General features: G+C 60.8%; 26 protein-coding genes and 1 pseudogene. 13 read left to right on the top strand and 14 right to left on the bottom strand.

Annotation, left to right across the window (positions count from 1 at the left end; translation table 11 throughout):
* Positions 1-180 precede the first annotated feature (180 nt).
* Positions 181-1,200: a substrate-binding domain-containing protein gene (locus ACSQ2Z_RS06790; protein WP_436080485.1), complete on the top strand. Its 1,020-nt coding sequence runs from the start codon at positions 181-183 to the stop codon at positions 1,198-1,200.
* Positions 1,201-1,202: 2 nt separating this feature from the next.
* Here ACSQ2Z_RS06790 and ACSQ2Z_RS06785 read toward each other — a convergent pair whose 3' ends face one another.
* Positions 1,203-2,246, bottom strand: a complete 1,044-nt coding sequence (locus ACSQ2Z_RS06785; RefSeq protein ID WP_436083009.1) for a Gfo/Idh/MocA family protein — start codon at positions 2,244-2,246, stop codon at positions 1,203-1,205.
* Between the two features lie 8 nt (positions 2,247-2,254).
* On the bottom strand, positions 2,255-3,040 hold the full coding sequence (locus ACSQ2Z_RS06780) for a ThuA domain-containing protein (protein ID WP_436080484.1): 786 nt from the start codon (positions 3,038-3,040) through the stop codon (positions 2,255-2,257).
* A gap of 333 nt (positions 3,041-3,373) precedes the next feature.
* Between ACSQ2Z_RS06780 and ACSQ2Z_RS06775 the strand changes: the two genes are divergently transcribed.
* A complete protein-coding gene (locus ACSQ2Z_RS06775; RefSeq protein ID WP_436083008.1) occupies positions 3,374-3,811 on the top strand; it encodes a CBS domain-containing protein in 438 nt (145 codons plus the stop codon).
* Between the two features lie 120 nt (positions 3,812-3,931).
* Here the strand turns inward: ACSQ2Z_RS06775 and ACSQ2Z_RS06770 are convergent, their stop codons facing one another.
* Complete coding sequence (locus tag ACSQ2Z_RS06770; RefSeq protein ID WP_436080483.1) at positions 3,932-4,273, bottom strand: DMT family transporter; 342 nt, start codon at positions 4,271-4,273, stop codon at positions 3,932-3,934.
* Positions 4,274-4,292: 19 nt separating this feature from the next.
* On the bottom strand, positions 4,293-4,853 hold the full coding sequence (locus ACSQ2Z_RS06765; RefSeq protein WP_436080482.1) for a TetR/AcrR family transcriptional regulator: 561 nt from the start codon (positions 4,851-4,853) through the stop codon (positions 4,293-4,295).
* A 153-nt stretch (positions 4,854-5,006) separates the two neighbouring features.
* Here ACSQ2Z_RS06765 and ACSQ2Z_RS06760 point away from each other — a divergent pair, with 153 nt between their 5' ends.
* Entirely contained in the window at positions 5,007-5,402 is a 396-nt protein-coding gene (locus ACSQ2Z_RS06760) for a group II truncated hemoglobin (protein ID WP_436080481.1), read from the top strand.
* Between the two features lie 3 nt (positions 5,403-5,405).
* Entirely contained in the window at positions 5,406-5,774 is a 369-nt protein-coding gene (locus tag ACSQ2Z_RS06755) for a DUF423 domain-containing protein (RefSeq protein WP_436080480.1), read from the top strand.
* A 29-nt stretch (positions 5,775-5,803) separates the two neighbouring features.
* On the opposite strand, the gene ACSQ2Z_RS06750 is transcribed toward ACSQ2Z_RS06755, so the two are convergent.
* The 5 genes from ACSQ2Z_RS06750 to ACSQ2Z_RS06730 form a co-directional block, all read right to left on the bottom strand.
* The gene (locus ACSQ2Z_RS06750) at positions 5,804-6,118 is read right to left on the bottom strand and encodes an antibiotic biosynthesis monooxygenase family protein (protein ID WP_436080479.1); all 315 of its coding nucleotides are present in this window, start codon (positions 6,116-6,118) and stop codon (positions 5,804-5,806) included.
* An 11-nt stretch (positions 6,119-6,129) separates the two neighbouring features.
* The gene (locus ACSQ2Z_RS06745; RefSeq protein WP_436080478.1) at positions 6,130-6,399 is read right to left on the bottom strand and encodes a hypothetical protein; all 270 of its coding nucleotides are present in this window, start codon (positions 6,397-6,399) and stop codon (positions 6,130-6,132) included.
* A 54-nt stretch (positions 6,400-6,453) separates the two neighbouring features.
* Positions 6,454-6,873 carry a DUF2325 domain-containing protein gene (locus ACSQ2Z_RS06740; protein WP_436080477.1) on the bottom strand — a complete coding sequence of 140 codons (420 nt, stop codon included), beginning with the start codon at positions 6,871-6,873 and terminating at the stop codon, positions 6,454-6,456.
* Between the two features lie 154 nt (positions 6,874-7,027).
* Entirely contained in the window at positions 7,028-7,945 is a 918-nt protein-coding gene (locus tag ACSQ2Z_RS06735; RefSeq protein ID WP_436080476.1) for a TonB family protein, read from the bottom strand.
* A 25-nt stretch (positions 7,946-7,970) separates the two neighbouring features.
* Entirely contained in the window at positions 7,971-8,405 is a 435-nt protein-coding gene (locus ACSQ2Z_RS06730; RefSeq protein ID WP_436083007.1) for a hypothetical protein, read from the bottom strand.
* A 211-nt stretch (positions 8,406-8,616) separates the two neighbouring features.
* Between ACSQ2Z_RS06730 and hemP the strand changes: the two genes are divergently transcribed.
* From hemP to ACSQ2Z_RS06695, 7 genes and pseudogenes are all read left to right on the top strand, one after another.
* Positions 8,617-8,790, top strand: a complete 174-nt coding sequence (gene hemP, locus ACSQ2Z_RS06725) for a hemin uptake protein HemP (protein WP_436080475.1) — start codon at positions 8,617-8,619, stop codon at positions 8,788-8,790.
* Positions 8,791-8,799: 9 nt separating this feature from the next.
* Positions 8,800-9,858, top strand: a pseudogene (locus ACSQ2Z_RS06720) (hemin-degrading factor).
* Between the two features lie 11 nt (positions 9,859-9,869).
* On the top strand, positions 9,870-10,811 hold the full coding sequence (locus tag ACSQ2Z_RS06715) for a heme/hemin ABC transporter substrate-binding protein (RefSeq protein WP_436080474.1): 942 nt from the start codon (positions 9,870-9,872) through the stop codon (positions 10,809-10,811).
* Positions 10,798-11,922 (top strand): FecCD family ABC transporter permease, encoded by a 1,125-nt coding sequence (locus tag ACSQ2Z_RS06710; protein ID WP_436080473.1) that lies wholly within the window; start codon positions 10,798-10,800, stop codon positions 11,920-11,922. Before ACSQ2Z_RS06715 ends, ACSQ2Z_RS06710 begins: the two co-directional genes overlap by 14 nt.
* Positions 11,923-11,931: 9 nt before the next feature.
* Positions 11,932-12,720 carry a heme ABC transporter ATP-binding protein gene (locus tag ACSQ2Z_RS06705; RefSeq protein ID WP_436080472.1) on the top strand — a complete coding sequence of 263 codons (789 nt, stop codon included), beginning with the start codon at positions 11,932-11,934 and terminating at the stop codon, positions 12,718-12,720.
* A gap of 143 nt (positions 12,721-12,863) precedes the next feature.
* Positions 12,864-13,217: a hypothetical protein gene (locus ACSQ2Z_RS06700; protein ID WP_436080471.1), complete on the top strand. Its 354-nt coding sequence runs from the start codon at positions 12,864-12,866 to the stop codon at positions 13,215-13,217.
* Positions 13,218-13,326: 109 nt separating this feature from the next.
* Positions 13,327-13,761, top strand: a complete 435-nt coding sequence (locus tag ACSQ2Z_RS06695; RefSeq protein WP_436080470.1) for a hypothetical protein — start codon at positions 13,327-13,329, stop codon at positions 13,759-13,761.
* Positions 13,762-13,778: 17 nt separating this feature from the next.
* Here ACSQ2Z_RS06695 and ACSQ2Z_RS06690 read toward each other — a convergent pair whose 3' ends face one another.
* The 3 genes from ACSQ2Z_RS06690 to ACSQ2Z_RS06680 all read right to left on the bottom strand — a co-directional run bounded on the left by ACSQ2Z_RS06690 (position 13,779) and on the right by ACSQ2Z_RS06680 (position 16,234).
* Entirely contained in the window at positions 13,779-15,284 is a 1,506-nt protein-coding gene (locus tag ACSQ2Z_RS06690) for a sensor histidine kinase (RefSeq protein WP_436080469.1), read from the bottom strand.
* A 192-nt stretch (positions 15,285-15,476) separates the two neighbouring features.
* Positions 15,477-16,031 carry an RNA polymerase sigma factor gene (locus tag ACSQ2Z_RS06685; protein ID WP_113006978.1) on the bottom strand — a complete coding sequence of 185 codons (555 nt, stop codon included), beginning with the start codon at positions 16,029-16,031 and terminating at the stop codon, positions 15,477-15,479.
* Between the two features lie 8 nt (positions 16,032-16,039).
* Complete coding sequence (locus ACSQ2Z_RS06680; protein WP_436080468.1) at positions 16,040-16,234, bottom strand: NepR family anti-sigma factor; 195 nt, start codon at positions 16,232-16,234, stop codon at positions 16,040-16,042.
* A gap of 141 nt (positions 16,235-16,375) precedes the next feature.
* Here ACSQ2Z_RS06680 and ACSQ2Z_RS06675 point away from each other — a divergent pair, with 141 nt between their 5' ends.
* Both ACSQ2Z_RS06675 and ACSQ2Z_RS06670 read left to right on the top strand, forming a co-directional pair.
* Positions 16,376-17,170, top strand: coding sequence for a response regulator (locus tag ACSQ2Z_RS06675; RefSeq protein ID WP_436080467.1), 795 nt, complete (start codon positions 16,376-16,378; stop codon positions 17,168-17,170).
* 255 nt (positions 17,171-17,425) lie between these two features.
* Positions 17,426-18,388 (top strand): sensor histidine kinase, encoded by a 963-nt coding sequence (locus tag ACSQ2Z_RS06670; protein WP_436083006.1) that lies wholly within the window; start codon positions 17,426-17,428, stop codon positions 18,386-18,388.
* A 256-nt stretch (positions 18,389-18,644) separates the two neighbouring features.
* On the opposite strand, the gene ACSQ2Z_RS06665 is transcribed toward ACSQ2Z_RS06670, so the two are convergent.
* Both ACSQ2Z_RS06665 and ACSQ2Z_RS06660 read right to left on the bottom strand, forming a co-directional pair.
* On the bottom strand, positions 18,645-20,225 hold the full coding sequence (locus ACSQ2Z_RS06665) for an FGGY-family carbohydrate kinase (protein ID WP_436080466.1): 1,581 nt from the start codon (positions 20,223-20,225) through the stop codon (positions 18,645-18,647).
* Entirely contained in the window at positions 20,225-20,920 is a 696-nt protein-coding gene (locus ACSQ2Z_RS06660) for an HAD family hydrolase (protein WP_436080465.1), read from the bottom strand. Before ACSQ2Z_RS06660 ends, ACSQ2Z_RS06665 begins: the two co-directional genes overlap by 1 nt.
* Between the last annotated feature and the right edge of the window lie 23 nt (positions 20,921-20,943).

Genomic DNA, 20,943 nt, shown 5'->3' with positions numbered 1-20,943 from the left:
GCTTCACGCCTGGTCAACTGCGCAAAGGTGGAGCAACCACAATACGGGCGCGAGCCGCAGACACGGCGCCGGATTTCTCCCGGCGATCCGCGAGGGCGTGCCTGGCAGTGTCTGGCATTGCCCCTTTGACGCAGCCGTAAAGCAGCCTAAACTATTGCGGCAGACAACAGGGAATCCCACATGAACCTCAAGGAGTTCGCAAGCCGGCTTGAGCTTTCACAGACGACGGTGAGCCGCGCGCTCAGCGGTTATCCCGAGGTGAAGCAGGCGACCCGCGAACGTGTGCTGAAAGCAGCACTCGAATATGGCTACCGGCCGAATACCAGCGCGCTCGGCCTTGCCACCGGCCGGGTCGGCGCAATTGGTATCGTGCTGAAGGGCGGCGGCGAGTTCGGGCCGCATACGAGCGAGTTCATGGGCGGACTGGGCGGGCGGCTGCAGCAGGAGGAGATCGACATCCTGGTCTCCACCGTCGATTCACAGGAAGCGGAACTGGCCACCTATCGGCGGCTCGCCGCCAGCAAGCGCGTCGATGCCGTCATCCTGCATTCTCCCTTCCTCGACGATCCGCGTATTGCCCTGCTCAATTCGCTGCGCCTGCCTTTCATCGTGCACGGTCGCACCAATTATGACGGCAATTTCGGCTGGCTTGACATCGACAATTTCGGCGCCGTGCGCCAGGCGACCAGCCATCTCCTCGATCTCGGCCACCGCCGCATCGCGCTTCTCAACGGCTATCGCGGCCGGATTTTCGCCGAACATCGGCAGGAAGGTTACCAGACCGCCCTTGCCGAGCGCGGTGTTGCCATCGATCCGGCACTGACCGGGCATGGCGAATTCACCGACGAGATGGGGTTCCGGCTGATGCAGGGTTTCCTGAAGCTTGACCGCAAGCCGACGGCGGTTGTCGCCGGTTCCATGATGTCAGCCCTCGGCGCGATGAGAGCCATCCGGATCGCGGGAATGAAAGTAGGCGACGATATTTCGCTGATCGCCCATGACGACGTCTTTCCCTATATCAGCCCCGACCACCTCGTGCCGACGCTATCGACGACGCGGTCCTCGATCCGCGCAGCCGGGGCGCGGATCGGCGAAATGGTGCTGGAGCTTCTGCAGGGAACACCGGCCGAGACGCTGCGCGAGGTCTGGCCGGTGGAACTGGTCATCCGCAACTCGACGGCTGCTGCGAAACGGGACTGACGTTACACTGCGAGTTCACGGCGCTCCTTCTCCGTGAGCAGGGCAAGATCGAGTATCTTCTGGAGATCCGCCGCGTGCCGAAAGCCCGGCTCCTCCGTCTTGCCGGCCCTGATCGCATCAATGAAGCGTTGGTAGTTGGTGAGCACGGTTCCCGCGTCGATATCCTTCCAAAGCCCCTTTTCGATGTCTTCGCCGAGGCATACGCGAAGCGTCGATCCGTCCGGCGTGTGGATCACTTCGATAGCCCCCTTGTCACCATGCATGCGCAGGCGCAACTCGTTGAGATGCCCGGTCGCCCAGCGGCTGGCATGGATGACGCCCATGGCGCCATTGGCGAATTCGGCAGTCATGGTGAAGCTGTCATTGGCGTCGAGGTGGTATTCGCCGATGCGGTTGCCGGGCGCCTTGTCGAAGGTTTTCAGCCGCGCAAAGACGTGTTCGATGTCGCTCGCCGCGCCATAACCGGCAAAATCGAGAATATGAATGCCGACATCGCCGAGCACGCCGTTTGAGCCATGTTTGGTCGAAAGCCGCCAGAGCCACTGCGATTCCGTTGCCCAGTCGCCCCAGGCCTTGGAGACCAGCCAGCTTTGCAGATAGGAGGCCTCGATGTGGCGCAATGTGCCGATCTCGCCGGCGAGCACCAACCGGCGCGCCTTCTGGATTTCCGCGACGTTGCGATAGGTCAGGTTGACCATCGTCACCAAACCGGATTTCTCCGCTGCAGCCGCCATCTCGTCGGCCTTGGCATAGTCCTCCGCCAGGGGCTTTTCGCAAAGCACGTGCTTGCCCGCCGCCAGAAGCTTCAACGTCGTCGGATAGTGGATCTTGTCCGGCGTGACATTGGCGACTGCGTCGAACTGCCCCCAAGCGATTGCCTCTTCGAGCGAGGTGAAGGTATTCGGGATGGCGTGGCGCAGCGCGAAAGCCTGCACCCGGACGAGATCGACATCGACCGCTGCCACGAGCGCAACACCCGTCATGGTCGCGAAATTCATGGCATGGGTGTTGGCCATGCCGCCGGTGCCGAGGATAAGAAGACGGATAGGCTTCATCATTTGTACCCCTGCTCATCCGCCTGATGCAGCTTCGGCCCGCGCTCGACGATCGGCTCCAGCGCCTGTTCGACCGGCACGTTCGGCGCATCGTGGATGGCGCTGTAGGTGCCTTGGGGGTTGTAAGCCCACCGCACGGAATTGCGCAGTACCTTGTGGACGTTGGCATCGTGATAGGTCGGATAGGTCTCGTGGCCGGGGCGGAAATAGAAGATGTTGCCGGCGCCGCGCCGCCAGGTCAGCCCTGAGCGGAACACCTCGCCACCGGCAAACCAGGAGATGAACACGGTCTCCAGCGGCTCCGGCACGGAGAACTGCTCGCCGTACATTTCCTCGTTCTCCAGCACGAAATTCTCGTCCAGCCCTGCTGCGATCGGATGGCGCGGGTTGATCACCCAGACCCGCTCGCGCTCGCCCGCCTCGCGCCATTTCAGCGCGCACGGAGTGCCCATCAGCCGCTTGAACGGCTTGGAGAAATGGCCGGAGTGCAGGACGATCAGGCCCATGCCTTCCCAAACGCGCCTGGCGACGCGCTCGACGATCTCGTCTGCCACCGCGCCGTGGTCCTTGTGGCCCCACCAGAGCAGCACATCGGTCTTGGCCAGCCGCTCGACGCTCAAGCCATGTTCCGGCTCCTGCAGCGTCGCTGTCGTCGCCTCGATACCGACGTCGGTGTTGAGCGCCGCGGCGATCGTATTGTGCATGCCGTTCGGGTAGATTTCCCGCACAACCGCGTTTGTCTGTTCGTGGATATTTTCACCCCACACGACTGCCTTGATAGTCATGACCAGTCCTTTTCCTCGTTCCATCGATCAGCATTTGATAAAATTGAAACCGCTTTCAATTCGAAGCGATAGAACCAGCGGAACAGTTTTGCAAGTGGAAATCCGGGTATGAGAAGGTTTGTCAGCCCGTCTCGGTTTGAAATTCCCTTCAGGCAGACGCAAAGGCCAATGGTCGCGTATACCGCACGTACCACCCTCGCCGGAGGGCTGGCTGTTTTCCAAGCGACCTTTCTACGAACGGACATAAAATGGAACATTTCAGAGCGGCGTGCGTTTGTTTGTCTGTTCATCATCAACAATTGGGCGGGGCACCACAACTCAAGGGAGATTACCATGAGAGTTAGCAACTGCATGACCAAGGATGTTGAAATTGCCGATCCTGAACAGACATTACGGGAAGCCGCCGTTTCAATGGGACGTCTCGATGCCGGCGTTCTGCCGGTGGGCGAGAATGACCGGTTGGTCGGTATGATCACCGATCGCGACATCGCCATCCGCGGTATTGCCGAGGGTAAAGGACCTGAGGCGAAGATCCGCGATGTGATGAGCACCGAGGTTAGGTACTGCTTCGACGACGACGATGTCGACGATGTGCTTCACACCATGAGCGCCCTCAAAGTACGGCGCCTGCCGGTGCTTAATCGTGACAAGAGGCTCGTTGGCATTATCTCGCTTGGCGACATCGCCACGCATGGCGCGATGGCCGAAACGGGCGAGGCGCTGAGCGACATCTCGCAGCCCGGCGGCGAGCATTCGCAGACGGCTCACTGACGACGACCGATCGTCGGTGGCCCCCTCGAACTCACACGGAGGAACCACCGGCCTTCTGCTCGCAGACCGCGTGACTCGCGCCAAACCGCCTTTGCGCGCGAGCCAGTCGGTGACGCTTGGCTAGTGGATGGTGGATTTGGAGAAGAGATTGAGCACGATAACCCCGGCAATGATCAGGCAGAGCCCCAGAACAGCGGCAAAATCAAGCTTCTGGCCGAAGAGAAAATAGCCCGCGACCGAGATCAGCACGATGCCGAGCCCACTCCAGATCGCATAGGCAATGCCGACGGGAATAGCCTTCAGCGTGTAGGACAGGAAATAGAAGGCGACCGCGTAGCAAACCACCATCACCAGCGTCGGCAGCAGCCTGGTGAAATGCTGGGCGGCCTGCATCGCCGATGTGCCAAGCACCTCAAAGACGATGGCGAGCACAAGCATGGCATAGAGCATGGTAGGATTCATCGGGCGCTCCGGCGACGGGTTATTGCTGGGAGAGGCTGATCAGGCGTGCCCGCATCTGTTGGCGCGTCGCTTGGTCGATATCGTGGCTCTTCAGAAGATCCGCCAGCCACAGGCCGTCGGCGGCAAACCGTGCAAGCAGACATCCGGCCGAGGAATCGGTGCCGACATGTTGATCGGCGCGGTCCGCCACCCATTGCCGCCAGCGCGCCCGCAATTGCGGCTCGGACAGAAGCGCGATGGTCAGCACCTGCCAACCCTGCGCCTCGGCCTCGTCCTGCAGGGCAAAGACACAGGATAGATAGGCACGGGTAAAGCGGCCATGCGCGACAGGATCGCTGCGCATTTCCTCGGCGATCGTCCGGTCGAGCTTGCCAGTCAGATCGTCGAACAGCCCATCCAGCAGTGCCATCTTGTTGGGAAAGTGGTGGAGAAGACCGCCCTTGCTGACCCCAGCCGCCTGCGACACCGCATCCAGCGTCACGCCCGCCGCACCCTGCTCGAGAGACAGGCGCGCGGCAACTTCCAGCAATTGCTGGCGAACGCGTTCGGGCTGCTTCCGGCGATGATGAGCGATAGACATGCCTCTATAAAGATACCGTCTGGACGGTTTGTCAAGGAAAATGATGGACGCCTCCGAAGCGCGATCAATCGCCGCAACGCTCCTGCTCTCGTGAAAACCATTGGAACGGAAAAGTCCGTCGCGCTAGAAGTGGCAACAATCAAGGACGGTGTGATGACGGACGCGCAGACGGAAACACTCTACAATGCGATCGGCGGCGACAGCACGGTGCGGGCGCTGACCCATCGGTTCTACGAGCTGATGGACACGCTTGCGGAAGCGGCCCGCTGCCGCGCCGTGCATCCGGCCGATCTCTCCGGCAGCGAGGAGAAATTCTACGAATATCTGACCGGCTGGCTCGGCGGGCCGCCGCTCTATACCGACAAGCGCGGCCACCCCATGTTGCGGCGGCGCCATTTTGTCGCAGCGATCGGTCCGCAGGAGCGCGACGAGTGGCTCCTCTGCTTCACCCGGGCGCTCGAGGAAACGGTGTCGCATCCACAGTTGCGGTCGATCATCCTGGAGCCGGTGACACGGCTTGCCCACCATATGCAGAACAAGGACGAATAGAGCATGCAGAACGTGGAGTTGCGACCGGCAATCCTCTTCATTGCCGGATTGATGGGACTGTTTGGCGTCGTCGCCGCCGCGGCTGCGTCGCATGGGGCGGACCCGCGCCTGCTCGGCGTTGCCTCTGCCATGTGCCTGGCGCACGCCCCTGCCCTCGTCGCGCTCTATGCAGCCTGGCCGATGATGCGGACGGCGGCGCTGGCCGCGCTCCTGCTTTCCGCTGGCACGGCTCTGTTTGCCGCCGATCTCACCGTGCGGCATTTCCTCGGCCATGGCCTCTTCCCGATGTCGGCACCAGCGGGCGGTGCGCTCATGATGCTCGGCTGGCTCGCTATTGCCGCCGGCGCATTCTTCAAGCGCGCGGATACTTGATCCGGCGTTCCCCACCCGAAAAGCCGCGGTCAAGCGCCTTCGACGGCAGAAAAGCCCTCGAATTTCGGCGGCCCGAGATACATCGCGCGGTTATCGGCAGCGTTTCTGTGCGCGGCGCGAAAATTCTCCGACTTCGTCCAGGCGACAAAGGCGTCCCGGTTTTCCCAGATCGAACTCGACACAAACAGCGTATAGCCTTCGTCCGCAATGGTTTCTCCACGCAGGAGCCGGAATTCCTTGAAACCCGGCACTTCGACAAGGCTGGAATCGCGGCCTTTCCAGACGTTTTCGAATGCGTCTTCGTGGCCGATGGCGATTTTGAACCTGTTCATGGCAAAATACATGCGGCGTCCTTTCAAGCTCTGCCCTTCGCAAGCGCGCCAGCAACTACGCCCGACGGAAATGGCAGAATATTGTCCCTTCCATCAGGCGCAACCCCGAATGCGTTCCGTACCGGCGGACGCGACTGCCAGGCGGGAAACTCCGTGACATTCAAATTGTCTTCAAGCATCTGCGCCCGGCGTGACAGGAGTTCGTAAAGCTCCGGAACCATCCCGTCGCCGATGTGCGACGCCAGTTTGTGCAGGCCGATCATGGTGAACTGATCGGGACGATTGTTTTTCATCTTCATCTCCTGGGGAATCGACATGCGAAACCGGGAAAATCGACCTGGGGGCGATCAGCCGGCGTTGTTTCGGCTCGCCTTCAAATCCAGAAACGCCCGCTCCAGGCTCGACTTGCTGCCGTTGCGAAGCGGCACGAAGGCCTTGCCCCACTTCTTGCAGCCGGTCTTAACCCTGAGGCACGCATCATGGCTGATACAGTCGATCGGGCAAAACACGCAGTCGACGGAGGGAAGGATGTTGTCGATGCGGGAAACCGCCTCGCGCAACCCGCCATCGTGATGGATCAGCTCGGCTCCATGGGAACTGGCGATCTGACGCAAATGCGCCACCTGACAATCCCGCCCGCCGACATAAAGGAAGCTGCGGCCTTCAAGCTTCGATTTCTCCGCTTCGTCAGCAGCCTGGGTGTTACGCCCTTCAGCCTCGCGGCTCTGCTTCTGCTTCGGCTTGAGCTGATGCCGTTTGTCACCCATGTCAGTCTCCGCTTTGTTTCGGAATCGCCGTCCGGCTGATGGTGGGTGGACCGTATTTAACTTGATAAAAAGAGTAAAGTATAAAGATGAGTTTTATTGTCATATTTTTGAGCCCCGCGTATTCTCGTGTGCCAGACGTCTGCCGGCGCAATGACTACCTGCCAAACTGCAGCGGGATGGTGAAAGGCCAACTGCCACGGTTAGCGGCGTCCGGAATTTTCGGAAACGGCTCGGCTCCGCGAACAGCATTCAACGCGGCCTCGTCGAGGACGGGTGAACCGGAACTCTTTGAGATCCTCGCACCGCTGACCCCACCGTTGGCCAATATGGTGAAACTGACTTGAACGGTACCGCGGATACCTGCGCGATCGGCTGCCTTGGGATAGCGGAAATGTCGCTGCACCTTTGACCGAACCTTACCCTTGTAGTTGCTCTCGGCCGCATTGCCGAACGCTTGGGATTTCGCGCCCTTCTTGCCCGTGCTCGAACTGGTGACAGCGTTCTTGACACCATCCGCCTGCCCCTTGTTGAGGGTCTCTGTTTGCATGCCCGCATCGCCCGCCTTTTTCTTGACAGGCTTCGTCTTCGGCCTTTCCTTCTCAAGTTTTTTCTTCGGTTCCGGCTTCTTTTCCGGTTCCGGCTTCACCATCTCCGGCTTCTCTTCCGGAACCACCGTTTTCGCCGGTGCGACCGTCGCCGTGATTTCAGGCTGCTCGGCCGCAACGGGCGAAATCTCCTCGGCCGGCAGGATCACATCGGCTTCGGTGAGCACGATATCGGTCGGCGTCTCCGCCGTGATCTCGGATTGGACCGGCGGGCCACCCGCCACATCGACGGGCGCAGGCTCAATCTCCTCCGGCGCGACTTCCTCCGGCTCCATCGCGTCGGCTGGATCACCCGCCTGGATCATTTCCTCGAAGGCGTTGCCGAGGACCGTTACTTCCATCGCTTCGCCGCCGGCGACCAATGCCTGCTCCGGCGGCTTTTCGGCGGGTTCGAACAGCTTTGCAGCACCTGCGTGCGCCAGCAGCGAGAGCACGATCGCCCCGGTCCATTTTGCCGTATTGTTCATCACAGATACCGATGCGAAAACCGTTTCACCCCTTCAGTTCGACAGATGACGTGGAACCGGTTTTCAACACCTTCATGCATGCGTCCTTGGCAACACCGTCGCCGTCGCAGACCGGGGCGTCGTTGATCAAGAGACTTTTCACAGCCTCGCATTTCGTTCCTGAAAGGTCGAACTGGCGGACCCTGGTCTTGCCGGCCGGCAGATCGCGGAAATCGAGAACCGCCATCCGCTCGACCAGGCCCTTTTCATCGAAGAGCACGAATTCGAAGGAGACCTTGGAGAGCGATTGGGCCAAGCCGTTGCCGGCCACGAATGTCAACTTGCAGCCCTTGTCGGACGACGCCAGATCATTGATCTCGACCGTCAGATTGCCGGACGTCCGGGCGTCCTGAGCCAGGGCGGCGGGTGCCGGATAGACAGCGGCGAACAGGGCCAAGGGCAACAGTCGATCGAATTTCATCATTGTCTATCCACTCTCACAAATGGGCGTCGCGGCCGCGGTATACCGCCGGCAAGCGATGCGGCCCCGAAATTAAACTTGACTAAAAAAATCCTGTATTGCGTCCATAATAAAAGATGAGTAATGAAGTCAAGATACTAATCGCAATGACCCGGCTTGAGAAGGGGAGCAGTCTTCTGTTTTCGGCCGCCATGATCAGGACAAGAAGCCTGTGACACCAAACCATCCAGATGCCGTGCCGGTTTCCTTGTCGGCCAGCCAGACGCAGCGCATCGTTGAGAGCCGCGATCTCTTTCGCGGCGGAAACGAAATCCTGATTGCGCATGACGGCGCCGTCTACCGCATGAAAATTACCCGCCAGGGCAAACTCATCCTGAACAAATAGGCCACTCCCATGACTCAGACGACCCGTCCGACCCCGTCCGATATTCGCGCCTATCGGGCCGCCAACCCCAAGATGCGTGAACGCGACATCGCCGCTCAGCTGGGTATTTCAGAAGCGGCCCTCGTTGCCGCCGAATGTGGGCTAACCGCGGTTCGGATCGACGCGGACGCCAACCGTTTCCTCGAACGCGCAGCCGAGCTTGAAGAGGTCATGGCGCTGACACGCAACGAAAGCGCCGTTCACGAGAAAATCGGCGTGTTCGAGAATATCAAGTCCGGTAAGAATTCCTCAATCGTGCTCGGCGAAAACATCGACCTGCGTATCTTTCCAGGCATCTGGGCGCATGGTTTTGCGGTCACCAAAACCGATGGCGACACAGTGCGCCGAAGCCTGCAGTTCTTCGACAATCAGGGAACCGCCGTTCACAAGGTGCATCTGCGCACAGCCTCCAATCTCGATGCCTATCGCAGCATCATGGAAGCCTTCAGACTGGAAGACCAATCGCAGGAATTCGCCCCCCAAGCCGCTGTGGGAAGCATCGCCGATGCCGAGAACGCAGCCGTTGACGTTGGCGCGCTGCGCGACGAGTGGAGCAGGATGACCGACACCCATCAGTTCCATGGCCTCCTGCGCAAGCTGAAGCTCGACCGCCGGTAGGCGCTGCAATCGATCGGCGAGGATTTCGCCTGGAAACTGCAGCCGGAAGCCGTGGAAGAGATGATGCGCGGCGCCGCCAGCATCAAGCTACCGATCATGTGCTTCGTCGGCAATCACGGCATTATCCAGATCCACTCCGGACCACTCGCCAACATCCAGACAATGGGGCCTTGGCTCAACGTCATGGACCCGACCTTCCACCTGCACCTGCGCAAGGACCATCTCGCCGAAATCTGGGCCGTTCGCAAGCCGACGGCCGACGGTCATGTCACCTCGCTGGAAGCGCTCGACGCCAAGGGTGAAATGGTCATCCAGTTCTTCGGCAAGCGCAAGGAAGGCTTTGCCGAGCGTCCGGAATGGCGCACGATCATGGAAAACCTCGCCCGGCTCGATATCACCGCTGCAGCCTGAAGGAGCTCATCATGAATACGCCCTATGATTTTCGGCGGTTGCGTTCCTGGGAACTGGCTCTGGCTCTTTTTGCCGTTTCAGCACCGTTCGTGCTGCCGATCGCTTCGCCGCCCTCCTTCCTGCGCGCAGCTGTCGCGCAGGACATGCAGAAGGCCGACACCTCCCGCCTGGTCTCCGTCGGTGGCGCCATTACCGAGATCGTGTACGCGCTCGGCGAAGAGAGCAGGCTCGTCGGGCGCGACTCGACCAGCGTCTATCCCGAGGCAGCACTGAAGCTGCCCAACGTCGGCTATATGCGGCAACTGGCGCCTGAAGGCGTGATCGCCACCAATCCGACCGCCGTCATTGCCGTGGAGGGGAGCGGCCCGCCGGAGGCACTGAACGTTCTCAAAGAGGCGAAAATCCCGTTCCAGACGGTTTCGGAGAAATTCGATCGCGACGGCATCCTCGCAAAGATCAATACCGTTGGCGACTTCCTCGGCGTGCCGGACAAGGCGGCAACACTGTCTGAGAAAATTAGGGCCGACCTTGACGCCGCAGTCGCGGACGCTGCCAAGCGTCCGGAGAGCGAGCGCAAGCGCGTGATCTTCATCCTGAGCGCCCAGGGCGGAAAGATCATGGCGTCGGGCACCGGCACGGCGGCAGACGGCATCATTGCGCTCGCCGGTGCCGTCAACGCGGCGGGAAGCTTCCCGGGCTACAAACCGCTGACCGACGAAGCGATCATCGAAGCCAAGCCCGATATCGTCCTGATGATGACGCGCAGCGGCGGTCATGCTGCGACAGACGACGAACTCTTTGCCCATCCCGCGCTCAGCCTGACACCCGCGGCCAAGACCCGGGCGGTGATCCGCATGGACGGCTTGCATCTGCTCGGTTTTGGCCCGCGCACCGCAGGCGCAGTGCGCGAGTTGAATGCAGCGATCTACGGAAAACCGAATGCATTACAGTGAAATGGCGGCAGGTGACGGCCAGTCGCGGTCGTTTGCGGCACGTCTGAAATCCGAACGGCTGCTGGGCGACCGGTCGCGGCTGGCGCAACTACTGATCCTCGCGCTAGTCGCGCTGGCCACCACGATGTTTGCCGCCTCCATCATGACAGGTGCCGCCGACGCTTCGGTCGGCAACGTGTTGCGCTGGCTCTTCGGCGTCGACGGTGCGGAACCGGCGCTGAGCGCCCGCGACCGGATCATCATTCTCGACATCCGGCTGCCGCGTGCTGTCATGGGCCTTCTCGTCGGCGCCTCCCTCGCGGTCTCCGGCACGATCATGCAGGGGCTTTTCCGCAACCCGCTGGCCGACCCGGCGCTCGTCGGCGTCTCCTCCGGCGCTAGCCTTGGCGCCGTGCTGATGATCGTGCTCGGTAGTTCCCTCTTTGGCGCGCTGTTTGACGTTTTCCGCTTCTATGCCCTGCCGGTCGCCGCATTTCTTGGCGGCCTCTTCACGACGCTCTTGCTTTACCGGATCGCGACACGCAGCGGCCAGACGTCGGTAGCGACCATGCTGCTTGCCGGCATTGCGCTCGCGGCGCTTGCCAATGCTGTCACCGGCGTTCTCATCTTCATCGCCGACGACAAGCAGTTGCGCGACCTGACCTTCTGGGGCCTGGGGTCGCTCGCCGGCGCCAACTGGACGAAAATCTTCTCCGCCGCACCGATCATCCTCGTTTCGCTTGCCGTCGTACCTTTCCTGGCGCGCGGCCTCAACGCCCTGACGCTCGGCGAAGCGGCCGCCTTCCATATGGGCATCCCGGTTCAGCGGCTGAAGAACAGCGCCATTGTCAGCGTTGCGGCCTCGACAGGCGCCTCGGTCGCCGTCAGCGGTGGCATCGGTTTCGTCGGCATTGTCGTGCCGCATGTGCTGAGGCTGATCATCGGGCCGGATCATCGCTATCTGTTGCCAGCGTCGGCGCTGCTCGGCGGCACCCTCCTGATCTTCGCCGACATGATTGCGCGGACCATCGTGCCGCCGGCGGAACTGCCGATCGGCATCATCACGGCTTTTGCCGGCGCCCCGTTCTTCCTGTGGATACTGCTGCGCGGGCGCTCCCACTTGGGGCTTTGAGGACAGATCATGATCAAGGCCAGCAATCTCTCCGTCCGGCTTTCCGGAAAACAGGTGCTGCACGGCGTCAACATCGAGGCCGAGGCTGGCCAGTTGACGGCGATCGTCGGTCCGAACGGCTCCGGCAAGACCACCAGCCTCAAGGCGATTGCCGGCGAACTCTCCTATGACGGCACCGTGAGTATCAACGGTCACGACATTGCGACGCTGAAGCCGTGGGAACTCGCCTTGAAACGCGCCGTTCTGCCGCAATCGACGGTAATCTCCTTCCCCTTTACGGTACGCGAAATCGTTCGCATGGGGTTGTCCGTTGGCGCAAAAGCCGGGACGAATGACACCGACCGGATCGCCGGGGAAGCACTTGACGCCGTCGACCTGTCGGGTTTCGCCGGTCGTTTCTACCAGGAGCTTTCCGGCGGCGAACAGCAGCGCGTGCAGCTTGCTCGGGCCCTCTGCCAGATTTGGGAGCCTGTTCAGCATGGAGAATCCGCGTTTCTGCTCCTCGACGAGCCGGTCTCCAGCCTCGACATTCGTCACCAGCTGACCATCATGCGGCTTGCCCGAGATTTCTGCGCGCGCGGCGGCGGCGTCATCGCCATCATGCACGACCTCAATCTCACCGCCATGTTCGCCGACCGGATGATCATGATGAAGAGCGGCCGCGTTCGTGCGACCGGGCGCCCGAACGCGGTGATGACCGACACCATCATGGAGGCGGTTTTCGGCTGCGCCATGCGGGTTAACGCCACGCCGGCGGGCAGCGTCCCGTTCGTCCTGCCTCACACGGCCGTTGGCTAAGCATCCGCGGTTCCGGTGGAACCAAACATCTTCCTGCGCGTTGAGGTCGCGAACCGCTGGCACGGTGATGATTTCACATGTCGGTACGACAGAACGCCGGGTTTGCAGTGAACCGCATTCCCGCCGCAGATAGGAGTTCCATCATGGCAACAGGTCTCTTTTCCGGTTCCAGCGCAAAGAAGCGCTTCGTCGATGCGCCGATCGAAGATCAGATCAATGAGCTGCGCGATGAAATCGCATCACTTGCGAAACTCCTGTCGCAGCGCGGCGCGGAAGCCTCGAAGGATGTTCGCACAAAGGCCCATGATGCACGCGAGCACGCTGAAGCCAGCCTGCACGATCTGATCGAAAATGGCGAGCAACTGTTCGCAGAACTGCGCAGTCGCTACGCGCTCACCGAAAGGCAGGTCCGCCATACCGTTCGCGCGCACCCCGTCGCGACCCTCGGTGCTGCGGCTGCCCTTGGTCTTTTGATCGCAGCTCTTATCCGCCGCTAGCCCAAACCCGACCCGGGCGACGGTCTCACCGGCCGGTGCCCGTCATATCCGAAGCTGGCAAGCGGCAACTTTGCCGGCCGACCTTGCGTTCTTGTCCCTGGAGAAAAAAATGGGTCCTTTGGTCGCAATGCTTTCGGCTCTCGTCCTGACAGACATCGGCGTTACGGTATCGCGAATCAAGCGGAACGGAGCCATGTGGCTGCTGGCTTCCTTGTTTTTTCTGACTGCCTATATTTTTGCCCTCGTCGCAGGCGCGATCTATCTCAGCGCATTCTATACGCCGCTGACGGCCACCATCATCCTCGCAGTCATCTCCCTCGTGCTCGGCCTCATCATCATCGGCATCATGTACGCGCTCAATGCGCGTGACCGGCGCATCGCGGCGGACAAGCGCCGACGCTCGCAGGCGCAAACCAGTCTGGTCATCGCCACGGCTCTGACGCTGTTCCGCAAGCAACCGCTTCTGGCTGCCGGTCTCGCGGTCGGGCTTGGAGCCGCGCTTGGGCTGATGAGGAAACCTGGCAACGACAGAGAGCGCTCCTGACGGTGTTTCAGCACAGCTCAGAGGGGAAGCCTGACGATAGCCGTCAATCCTGCAGGCAGGTATTCGACCTTCGCCGAACTGCCCATCACCTTGCCGAGGCTACGCTCGATCAGGATCGAGCCGAAGCCACGCTTGGCCGGCTCGCTGACGCGCGGCCCGCCTACCTCTGTCCATGTCATATGCAAGACACGGCGGCCGTCCTCGTCAACCCCGCGCGCAGTTACCACGACCTTGCCGTTCGGAACCGACAAAGAGCCGTATTTTGCGGCATTGGTCGCCAGTTCGTGCAGAACCAGCCCGAGGCCCACCGCCTGGTCCGGCCCGAGCAATATCTCATCCTTATGGATTTCGAGTTGCCGTCCGTAGTCGCGAACATGCGGTGCGAGCTGTTTAGCTAGCAAAGCCGAAAGATGAATGTCACTCCATTCATGGTCCGACAACAGCCCGTGCGCTTCCGATATGGCCTGAAGCCTTCCGGCGAATGCCGTCATGAATTCTTGCGGGTCGCTGGTTTGCCGCAACGTCTGTCGGGCCAGCGACTGCAGCATCGCCAGCGTGTTCTTGACGCGGTGATTGAGTTCGCGCAGCAGCAACCGGGTGCGCTGCGTCGAAACTTGTTCCTCCGTCACATCGATATTGATGCCGAGAAAAAGCGTCGGTTTGCCACTGGCATCGCGCTCATGCACGCGGCCACGGCCAAGCAGCCATCGCCCGGTGGCGGCGACCCGAAACCTGCCGTCATATTCCTCGTCCTGTGCCATGGCGGACCGCAGCTTCGAAAGTGTTGCCTTGCGGTCTTCGTGGTGAATGGCCGTAAAAACGTCTCTCGCCTGAACAATCCCGGCCGGTCGCATGTCGAACATGCGCAGCATCGCGGGATTGCAGGAGACACTGCCGGAGCGGACATCCCATAGCCAGCTGCCGACATTCGCCGCATCGAGCGCCATGGCGTGGCGCTGCTCCTCGCGCGAAATCGCCGCCTCTTTGAGGGCCCGCTGGCACGCTTCGTGCTTCAGCTCAAACAATGAGGCCGCAACGCGCGCGAGACGGCGCATTTGTGTCCGAAACTGCGGCCCGAGATCGTGACGCGGCTTGACATCGAAAACGCATATCGAGCCGATCGGCTGTTCGTCGATAACCAGCGGAACGCCGGCATAAAACCGCAAAAAGGGCGCACCAGCCACCTGCGGCAAACTGGAAAAACGAGGATCGGCCGAGGCGTCGCCGACGACAAGCACATCATCCAGGGGGCCAGCGATCGTATGCACGCAAAACGATTCCGCAGCCAGCGCCTGCGTCCCGCATGTTCCAGCCGCTGCCTTGAACCATTGATGCTGCGCGTCGACGAGCGTTACCAATGCAATCGACGCGCCGGAAAGATCGGCGGCCATCTCGGCGAGTTCGCGAAAATCGGCATCCGGCACAGCCATGTCCGGGGCGACAGAACGCAGGACCTCAAGCCGTTGCGGCGATGTCAGAATGGCCGCCATCGCCGCCGCCAGGCCGCTATTCTTTTTGTTCATGACCTTCCACACCCAGCCCCCGGGCGGCCGTCATTGACGTGAGCCCGTGACGCCTCCCTTGCAGGGCGCCGCACTGTTTCTGCACGATCGCCAGCCCCGGCGCAAATCATGCCCGCCACATCGCGGCGCCCTGCGGAAAGACACGTCCGCCAAATCTGAAGACGTATACCGGAGGACGCGAAATGTCTGCGGTCAGGAAACAAAGGCCCGCGATGTGATGGGCGCCGATGTCGCATCAGGCCCATACTCGCTTTCGCCGGTTACCTGCAAAATATCCTGAAGGCGCTGGCGGGCGCGGTTGACGCGGCTTTTGATTGTTCCAAGCGCACAACCGCAAATCTCCGCCGCCTCCTCATAGGAGAAGCCTGATGCACCTACCAGAATGATCGCCTCACGCTGATCCGGCGGCAGCTTTTCCAGCGCCCGCTTGAAGTCTTGAAGATCGAGCGAGCCATATTGCGCAGGATGCTGGGCCAGCGTCTCGGTGAAGTAGCCGTCGCTATCCTGCACTTCGCGCCCGCGCTTGCGCATCTGGCTGTAGAGTTCGTTGCGCAGGATGGTGAACAGCCACGCCTTCATGTTGGTGCCCATCTCGAAGTGGTCCTGTTTGGCCCAGGCCTTCATGATGGTGTCCTGAACGAGATCGTCGGCCCGGTCGTGCCGGCCGATCAACGACATTGCAAATGCACGCAGACTTGGAAGGGCCGCGAGCATCTCACGCTTGAAACTCGATTCCTCAGAGGTCATGCCGCCACTCATTCCGCCACATCCGGCATCGACTGGCGCTCGACCGCGTCGAGCTTCTCAAGCAGGTCGAGGAACCGGTCCGGAATGGCTTCTTCCTGTACAGAAAGATAGAGCGCGCGGAGCTTGCTTGCAATCTGTGCATTTGGATTATTGGCGCGCACGGACTCCACCCCATCGCGCCCTGCCCCAATCTTGTAGGTCATAAAGTCAAAATACCTTCAGAGTTCAACTGGCAGCATAATGCATTGCGAAAAAAATAGTTCCGGCCAAAGGAACCTTTTTTTTCTGGTGGCGTTTTCCGCCTGTCACGGCCATCGCCTCGGTCGGATTGAGGGAGTTCACATATGTCACTTTCCACACGGATCGCTCCGTTTCTTCCCTATTTACGCCGTTACTCTCGCGCATTGACCGGGTCGCAGACGTCGGGTGACGCCTATGTCGCGGCTGTTCTTGAAGCACTGATCGCAGATGCCTCCATTTTCCCGGAAGCGAGCAGTGACAGGGTCGCGCTGTTTCAACTTTATACAAGGCTGTTCGGCTCCTCCTCGGTTTTGGTCCCCGAGCCGGTTTCGCCGTTTGCCTGGGAGAAACGAGCATCGATCAATCTCGCCTCCGTCTCGCCGCTGGCACGCCAGGCTTTTCTGCTCGTATCCGTCGAAGGGTTCCACGTTGGCGAAGCGGCAGAAGTTCTCGGTACGACCGAGAGCGGCATGAACGAGTTGCTTGAGCGCGCCTCCGAAGAGATTTCCCGCCAGGTCGCCACCGACATCATGATCATCGAGGACGAGCCGCTGATTGCCATCGACATCGAACAGATGGTCGAGAGCCTTGGCCACAGGGTTACCGGCATTGCACGCACCCGGGACGAAGCCCTGGCCCTGTTCAAGGCGACGCTGCCGAGCATGGTGCTGGCGGATATCCAGCTCGCGGACGGCAGCTCCGGCATCGATGCGGTCAATGACATCCTGAAGAACGCGTCCGTTCCGGTTATTTTCATCACGGCATTCCCGGAACGCCTGTTGACCGGCGAACGGCCTGAGCCAACCTTCCTGGTCACCAAGCCGTTCAACCCGGACATGGTCAAGGCGTTGATCAGCCAGGCGCTGTTCTTCAACGAATCCACCAAGGCCGCAGCCTGAGACCCGTTTGCCCGGAACTTCGGGGCGAACAGGTCTCATTGCCGAAAACACAGGGGGAGCGCCTCGGCGCCCGCGGTGAACACGTTAGTTTTTAACCGGCCCGTTTCGCATCGCAGAGCAGATCGGACCGGGCCGCTTTTGTCGTTGACGCTGTAGCTGGGCAAGCGGTCAGTCGGAGAATGGAAGGCGTATCGCGTGGCCAATGCAGGCAGTTCAGCCCCCCTCAGGACCGGCGGCAAACCAAATGCGGCCCTGATGGCTCTGGTCTTGAAGAAGTCCGGTCTGGGCTATCTTTATCAATCTGACGATCTCGGTGTTGTCCTTTCGGGAAACCTGCCTACAGTCCTCAAGTCGCTGGCAACTGGCCGGCAGGCGGAGGAGGAGGTGTTCGGATCGGAGCAAAGCGCCCGCTTGACCGCCTTGAAGCGGGACGTCACCAGCCGCAACAGCCCTGCCTCGACGGAAATCGATGTCACATCTCCGGCGGGCGTTCTGACCTATCGGATAGACATCGAACGCATCGATTCCGTGGGCATGACCGGTATTCTTTCGGTGATCACCGATATCTCCGAGACCCGTCGCCGCGAACGCGTCCTCAAGACCTTGCTGCGCGAGCTTAGCCATCGCTCGAAAAACCTTCTGGCCATCATCCAGGGCATCGCCACCCAGACGGCGCGCCAGGCGCTTTCGCTCGACTATTTTCTAAGCAAGTTTCGCGGCCGCATTCAATCGCTCGCCTATTCGCAGGATCTCGTGACCGATTCCAGCTGGCGCGGCGCCTATCTCTTCGCCCTGACGGAACGGCAATTCAGCGCCTATTGGCCGGCGACGGAAAACCCGATTTCCGTCCGAGGCATCGATGCGCATCTGTCGCCGAATGCGGCGCTGCACATCGGCCTTGCACTGCATGAGCTGATCGTCAATTCCGCCTCCTACGGCGCGATTTCCGCCGGTGTCAATTCGCTGACGATCGACTGTTTCGAAACACTGCTGGACGATCAGAAGGCGATCGAAGTGGCTTGGATCGAACACTTGCCACCGGCATCAACGTTGCAGAGCGAGGCTGACGACCATACGTTCGCACGCACGGTACTGGAACGCGTCGTGCCGATCGCCGTCGGCGGCAAGGCCATGTACATGACCGCACCCGATCGCATCGAATATCACCTGACCATTCCGTCGCGGGAATATGAAATCATTACCCGTGTCGAGGAGTAAACTGCTCCCCGCGGAAGCGGCAGATCCTGTAGTGATGATCCTGCAAAAAGAACAGCCAGTGTCCGGGGAAGACACTGGCTGATATCGTCAACTCACCGAGGGGGCGTGTGAGTTGGATGCCGGATCATTGTTGGGGGTGTGTTCGCATTGGGGGCGATGCGAACCACTATCCGGACAGGGCATAAACGGGCTCGCTGCCAAAAGGTTCCGCGCCGGTTTCTTTTTTCCGGAGATTATTGCCTGCCAGGATGCTCCTTCAAAGGGCTTCCAACTCTGCCCGATGTCTGTAGAGGCTGAGAAACTTGCGAAAGTCGCGATCATAGACCTCCCTCCGCGCCGGATTGGGATGACGTTCGTGCCCGCCAGGCGACATCGCAGGTCCCGCGGCGCCCAGGTCCGGATAGAGGTCGCCAGCAACCGCAGCAACCATGGCGGTGCCAAGCAGCACCGCGTCGTTTGTTTCAGGCACGACGACCGTGCAGCCCGTCACGTCGGAATAAAGCTCCATCAAAAGCGGATTGCGCACATGCCCGCCTGTGACATGCAGTGTATCCAGCTCGTAGCCGGCCTGCTTCATCATCTCGAGTATATGCCGTACTCCGAGTGCAATGGCGACGCAGGTGCGCCAATAGAGCCGGCACAGCGCATCGAATGAACTGTCGAGCGTCAGGCCACTGATGACGCCGAGCGCATGCGGGTCGGCGAGCGGCGAACGGTTGCCGTGGAAATCCGGAAGCACATGAAGGCGCGAGGCAAACTCCGCACCATGGACGGCGCGCAGCTCCTGAATGCGCAACACGATCCGTGCATGGATTTCCGCATCCGGTTCGCCGCCGGCGCTATGACTGCGCACGACATGATCGAGAAGCGCTCCCGTCGCCGATTGCCCGCCTTCGATCAGCCAGCTGTCAGGAAACGCCACCTCGAAATAGGGACCCCACATGCCGAAGCCCGGCTTCATGTCTTTCGAAAAGGCGACAATGCAGCTGGAGGTACCGGCAATCAGGGCGAGCTGCCTTTCCAGTCTGTCCGGTTCGCCGGCAAATTCGCCGAGAACGCCGATGGCACCGGCATAGGCGTCGATCAGCCCCGTCGCCACCTGGCATTTTTCATGGAGCCCGAGCTCGGCTGCAGCCGCAGCGGTCAAGTGTCCGGTCGATTGCCCGACCGGCAGGGTTTTCTCCGGCAGGCCACCCCGCTCGCGCAGGTCTTCAAGGCCGATCCTTTCCAGGAATTCGTCCTGCCAGCCGTTTGTCTTGTGGGGAAGATAGTTCCATTTCGCTGTCAGCGTGCAGCGCGAACGTGCGGCATTGCCGGTTGCCCGCCAGGACAGGAAATCAGCCAGATCGAAAAAATATCCCGCCTTTTCCCATTGTTGCGGCAGGTTCTGCTTCAGCCACATGAGCTTCGGCATTTCCATTTCCGGCGACATGACCCGGCCTGAATGATTGAGCACCGGATGTTCGGTCGCCGTGCAGAAGTCGGCTTGCGTCAAGGCGCGATGGTCCAGCCAGACGATCGTGTCCCAGCGTGGATCGCCCTTGCGATTGACGGACAAAGGCGCGCCGTTCCTGTCGCGTACAACCAGCGAGCAGGTGGCATCGAAACCAATGGCGGCGACGGCTTCGGCGGACGCACCAGCCTTGGCGCGGGCAGTTTTTACGGCGATGCAGACGGCAGCCCAGATATTTTCGGAATCGTGCTCGGCGTGATTTTCCTCGGGCCGGTTCATCGCGATCGGATAGTCGGCACGAGCCAACTGCTTTCCACGCCTGTCGAAAATGCCGGCACGGGCACTGCCGGTTCCAACATCGACAGCAACAATCAGATCGCGCATTAAACTGCGTTCCCGTCCGTTTGTTCTTCACGGACAAAATGGATCAATTCCCGCATGTCGTCAAACAGCACGTCAGGCGAAAGTCGCTTGAGCGCGGCGAGATGCCGCTCGGAGCGCGCATGTGAGGCGCCGGCAAAGGCGAATACCCGCATTCCGGCAGCCTGGGCTGCCTCGATGCCGGCCGGACTGTCTTCCACGACGATGCAGTTTTCGGGCAGCGTGGCCATTTCCGCAGCAGCATGCAGGAAGAGATCAGGCGCGGGCTTGCCGCGCGCCACCATCGTGGAACTGAAAAGATAGGGCTCGAGTTTGTCGATCAGCCCGGTGATGGTCAGCGACAGCCGGATGCGTTCCATCTGGCTGGAAGAGGCGACACAGCGCGGAATGTCTAGCCGATCGAGTGCGGTCGCAACGCCGGCCACGGGTTGCAACTCCTGCCGGAAACGCTGGTAGAGATCGAGACGCATCCGTTCAAGAAAATGATCGTCCACCGCAAGTCCATAGTCCTCGTGCAGAATATCCGTCATCGTCTTCAGGCTTTTGCCGAGAAACCGCTCGGTCGCCTCATCGGCGTCCATATCGACGCCAGCTTTGCGAAGCACCCGCACAAGCACGTCGATCGACAAGGGTTCGCTGTCCACCAGTACGCCGTCACAATCGAAGATCACCAGTTTGGGCGGATGGCGCAAGGTCATATCCGTCAAACCACCGCTTGCAC

Origin of the sequence: Pararhizobium sp. LjRoot235, from assembly GCF_964254145.1 — a bacterium.
Classification (GTDB): Bacteria; Pseudomonadota; Alphaproteobacteria; order Rhizobiales; family Rhizobiaceae; genus Pararhizobium.
Note: the sequence above shows the minus strand (reverse complement) of the source record. Positions and strands in the feature narration are given on the sequence as shown.

Coding starts and splice junctions, on each gene's coding strand:
- ACSQ2Z_RS06675 (WP_436080467.1), top strand. CDS start 16,376: ATGTCACTTTCCACACGGATCGCTCCGTTTCTTCCCTATTTACGCCGT.
- ACSQ2Z_RS06770 (WP_436080483.1), bottom strand. CDS start 4,273: ATGAATCCTACCATGCTCTATGCCATGCTTGTGCTCGCCATCGTCTTT.
- ACSQ2Z_RS06790 (WP_436080485.1), top strand. CDS start 181: ATGAACCTCAAGGAGTTCGCAAGCCGGCTTGAGCTTTCACAGACGACG.
- ACSQ2Z_RS06705 (WP_436080472.1), top strand. CDS start 11,932: ATGATCAAGGCCAGCAATCTCTCCGTCCGGCTTTCCGGAAAACAGGTG.
- ACSQ2Z_RS06680 (WP_436080468.1), bottom strand. CDS start 16,234: ATGACCTACAAGATTGGGGCAGGGCGCGATGGGGTGGAGTCCGTGCGC.
- ACSQ2Z_RS06700 (WP_436080471.1), top strand. CDS start 12,864: ATGGCAACAGGTCTCTTTTCCGGTTCCAGCGCAAAGAAGCGCTTCGTC.
- ACSQ2Z_RS06695 (WP_436080470.1), top strand. CDS start 13,327: ATGGGTCCTTTGGTCGCAATGCTTTCGGCTCTCGTCCTGACAGACATC.
- ACSQ2Z_RS06755 (WP_436080480.1), top strand. CDS start 5,406: ATGCAGAACGTGGAGTTGCGACCGGCAATCCTCTTCATTGCCGGATTG.
- ACSQ2Z_RS06670 (WP_436083006.1), top strand. CDS start 17,426: ATGGCTCTGGTCTTGAAGAAGTCCGGTCTGGGCTATCTTTATCAATCT.
- ACSQ2Z_RS06685 (WP_113006978.1), bottom strand. CDS start 16,031: ATGACCTCTGAGGAATCGAGTTTCAAGCGTGAGATGCTCGCGGCCCTT.
- ACSQ2Z_RS06660 (WP_436080465.1), bottom strand. CDS start 20,920: ATGACCTTGCGCCATCCGCCCAAACTGGTGATCTTCGATTGTGACGGC.
- ACSQ2Z_RS06775 (WP_436083008.1), top strand. CDS start 3,374: ATGAGAGTTAGCAACTGCATGACCAAGGATGTTGAAATTGCCGATCCT.
- ACSQ2Z_RS06760 (WP_436080481.1), top strand. CDS start 5,007: ATGACGGACGCGCAGACGGAAACACTCTACAATGCGATCGGCGGCGAC.
- ACSQ2Z_RS06765 (WP_436080482.1), bottom strand. CDS start 4,853: ATGTCTATCGCTCATCATCGCCGGAAGCAGCCCGAACGCGTTCGCCAG.
- ACSQ2Z_RS06745 (WP_436080478.1), bottom strand. CDS start 6,399: ATGAAAAACAATCGTCCCGATCAGTTCACCATGATCGGCCTGCACAAA.
- ACSQ2Z_RS06735 (WP_436080476.1), bottom strand. CDS start 7,945: ATGAACAATACGGCAAAATGGACCGGGGCGATCGTGCTCTCGCTGCTG.
- ACSQ2Z_RS06740 (WP_436080477.1), bottom strand. CDS start 6,873: ATGGGTGACAAACGGCATCAGCTCAAGCCGAAGCAGAAGCAGAGCCGC.
- ACSQ2Z_RS06665 (WP_436080466.1), bottom strand. CDS start 20,225: ATGCGCGATCTGATTGTTGCTGTCGATGTTGGAACCGGCAGTGCCCGT.
- ACSQ2Z_RS06715 (WP_436080474.1), top strand. CDS start 9,870: ATGAATACGCCCTATGATTTTCGGCGGTTGCGTTCCTGGGAACTGGCT.
- ACSQ2Z_RS06710 (WP_436080473.1), top strand. CDS start 10,798: ATGCATTACAGTGAAATGGCGGCAGGTGACGGCCAGTCGCGGTCGTTT.
- ACSQ2Z_RS06690 (WP_436080469.1), bottom strand. CDS start 15,284: ATGAACAAAAAGAATAGCGGCCTGGCGGCGGCGATGGCGGCCATTCTG.
- ACSQ2Z_RS06780 (WP_436080484.1), bottom strand. CDS start 3,040: ATGACTATCAAGGCAGTCGTGTGGGGTGAAAATATCCACGAACAGACA.
- ACSQ2Z_RS06730 (WP_436083007.1), bottom strand. CDS start 8,405: ATGAAATTCGATCGACTGTTGCCCTTGGCCCTGTTCGCCGCTGTCTAT.
- ACSQ2Z_RS06750 (WP_436080479.1), bottom strand. CDS start 6,118: ATGTATTTTGCCATGAACAGGTTCAAAATCGCCATCGGCCACGAAGAC.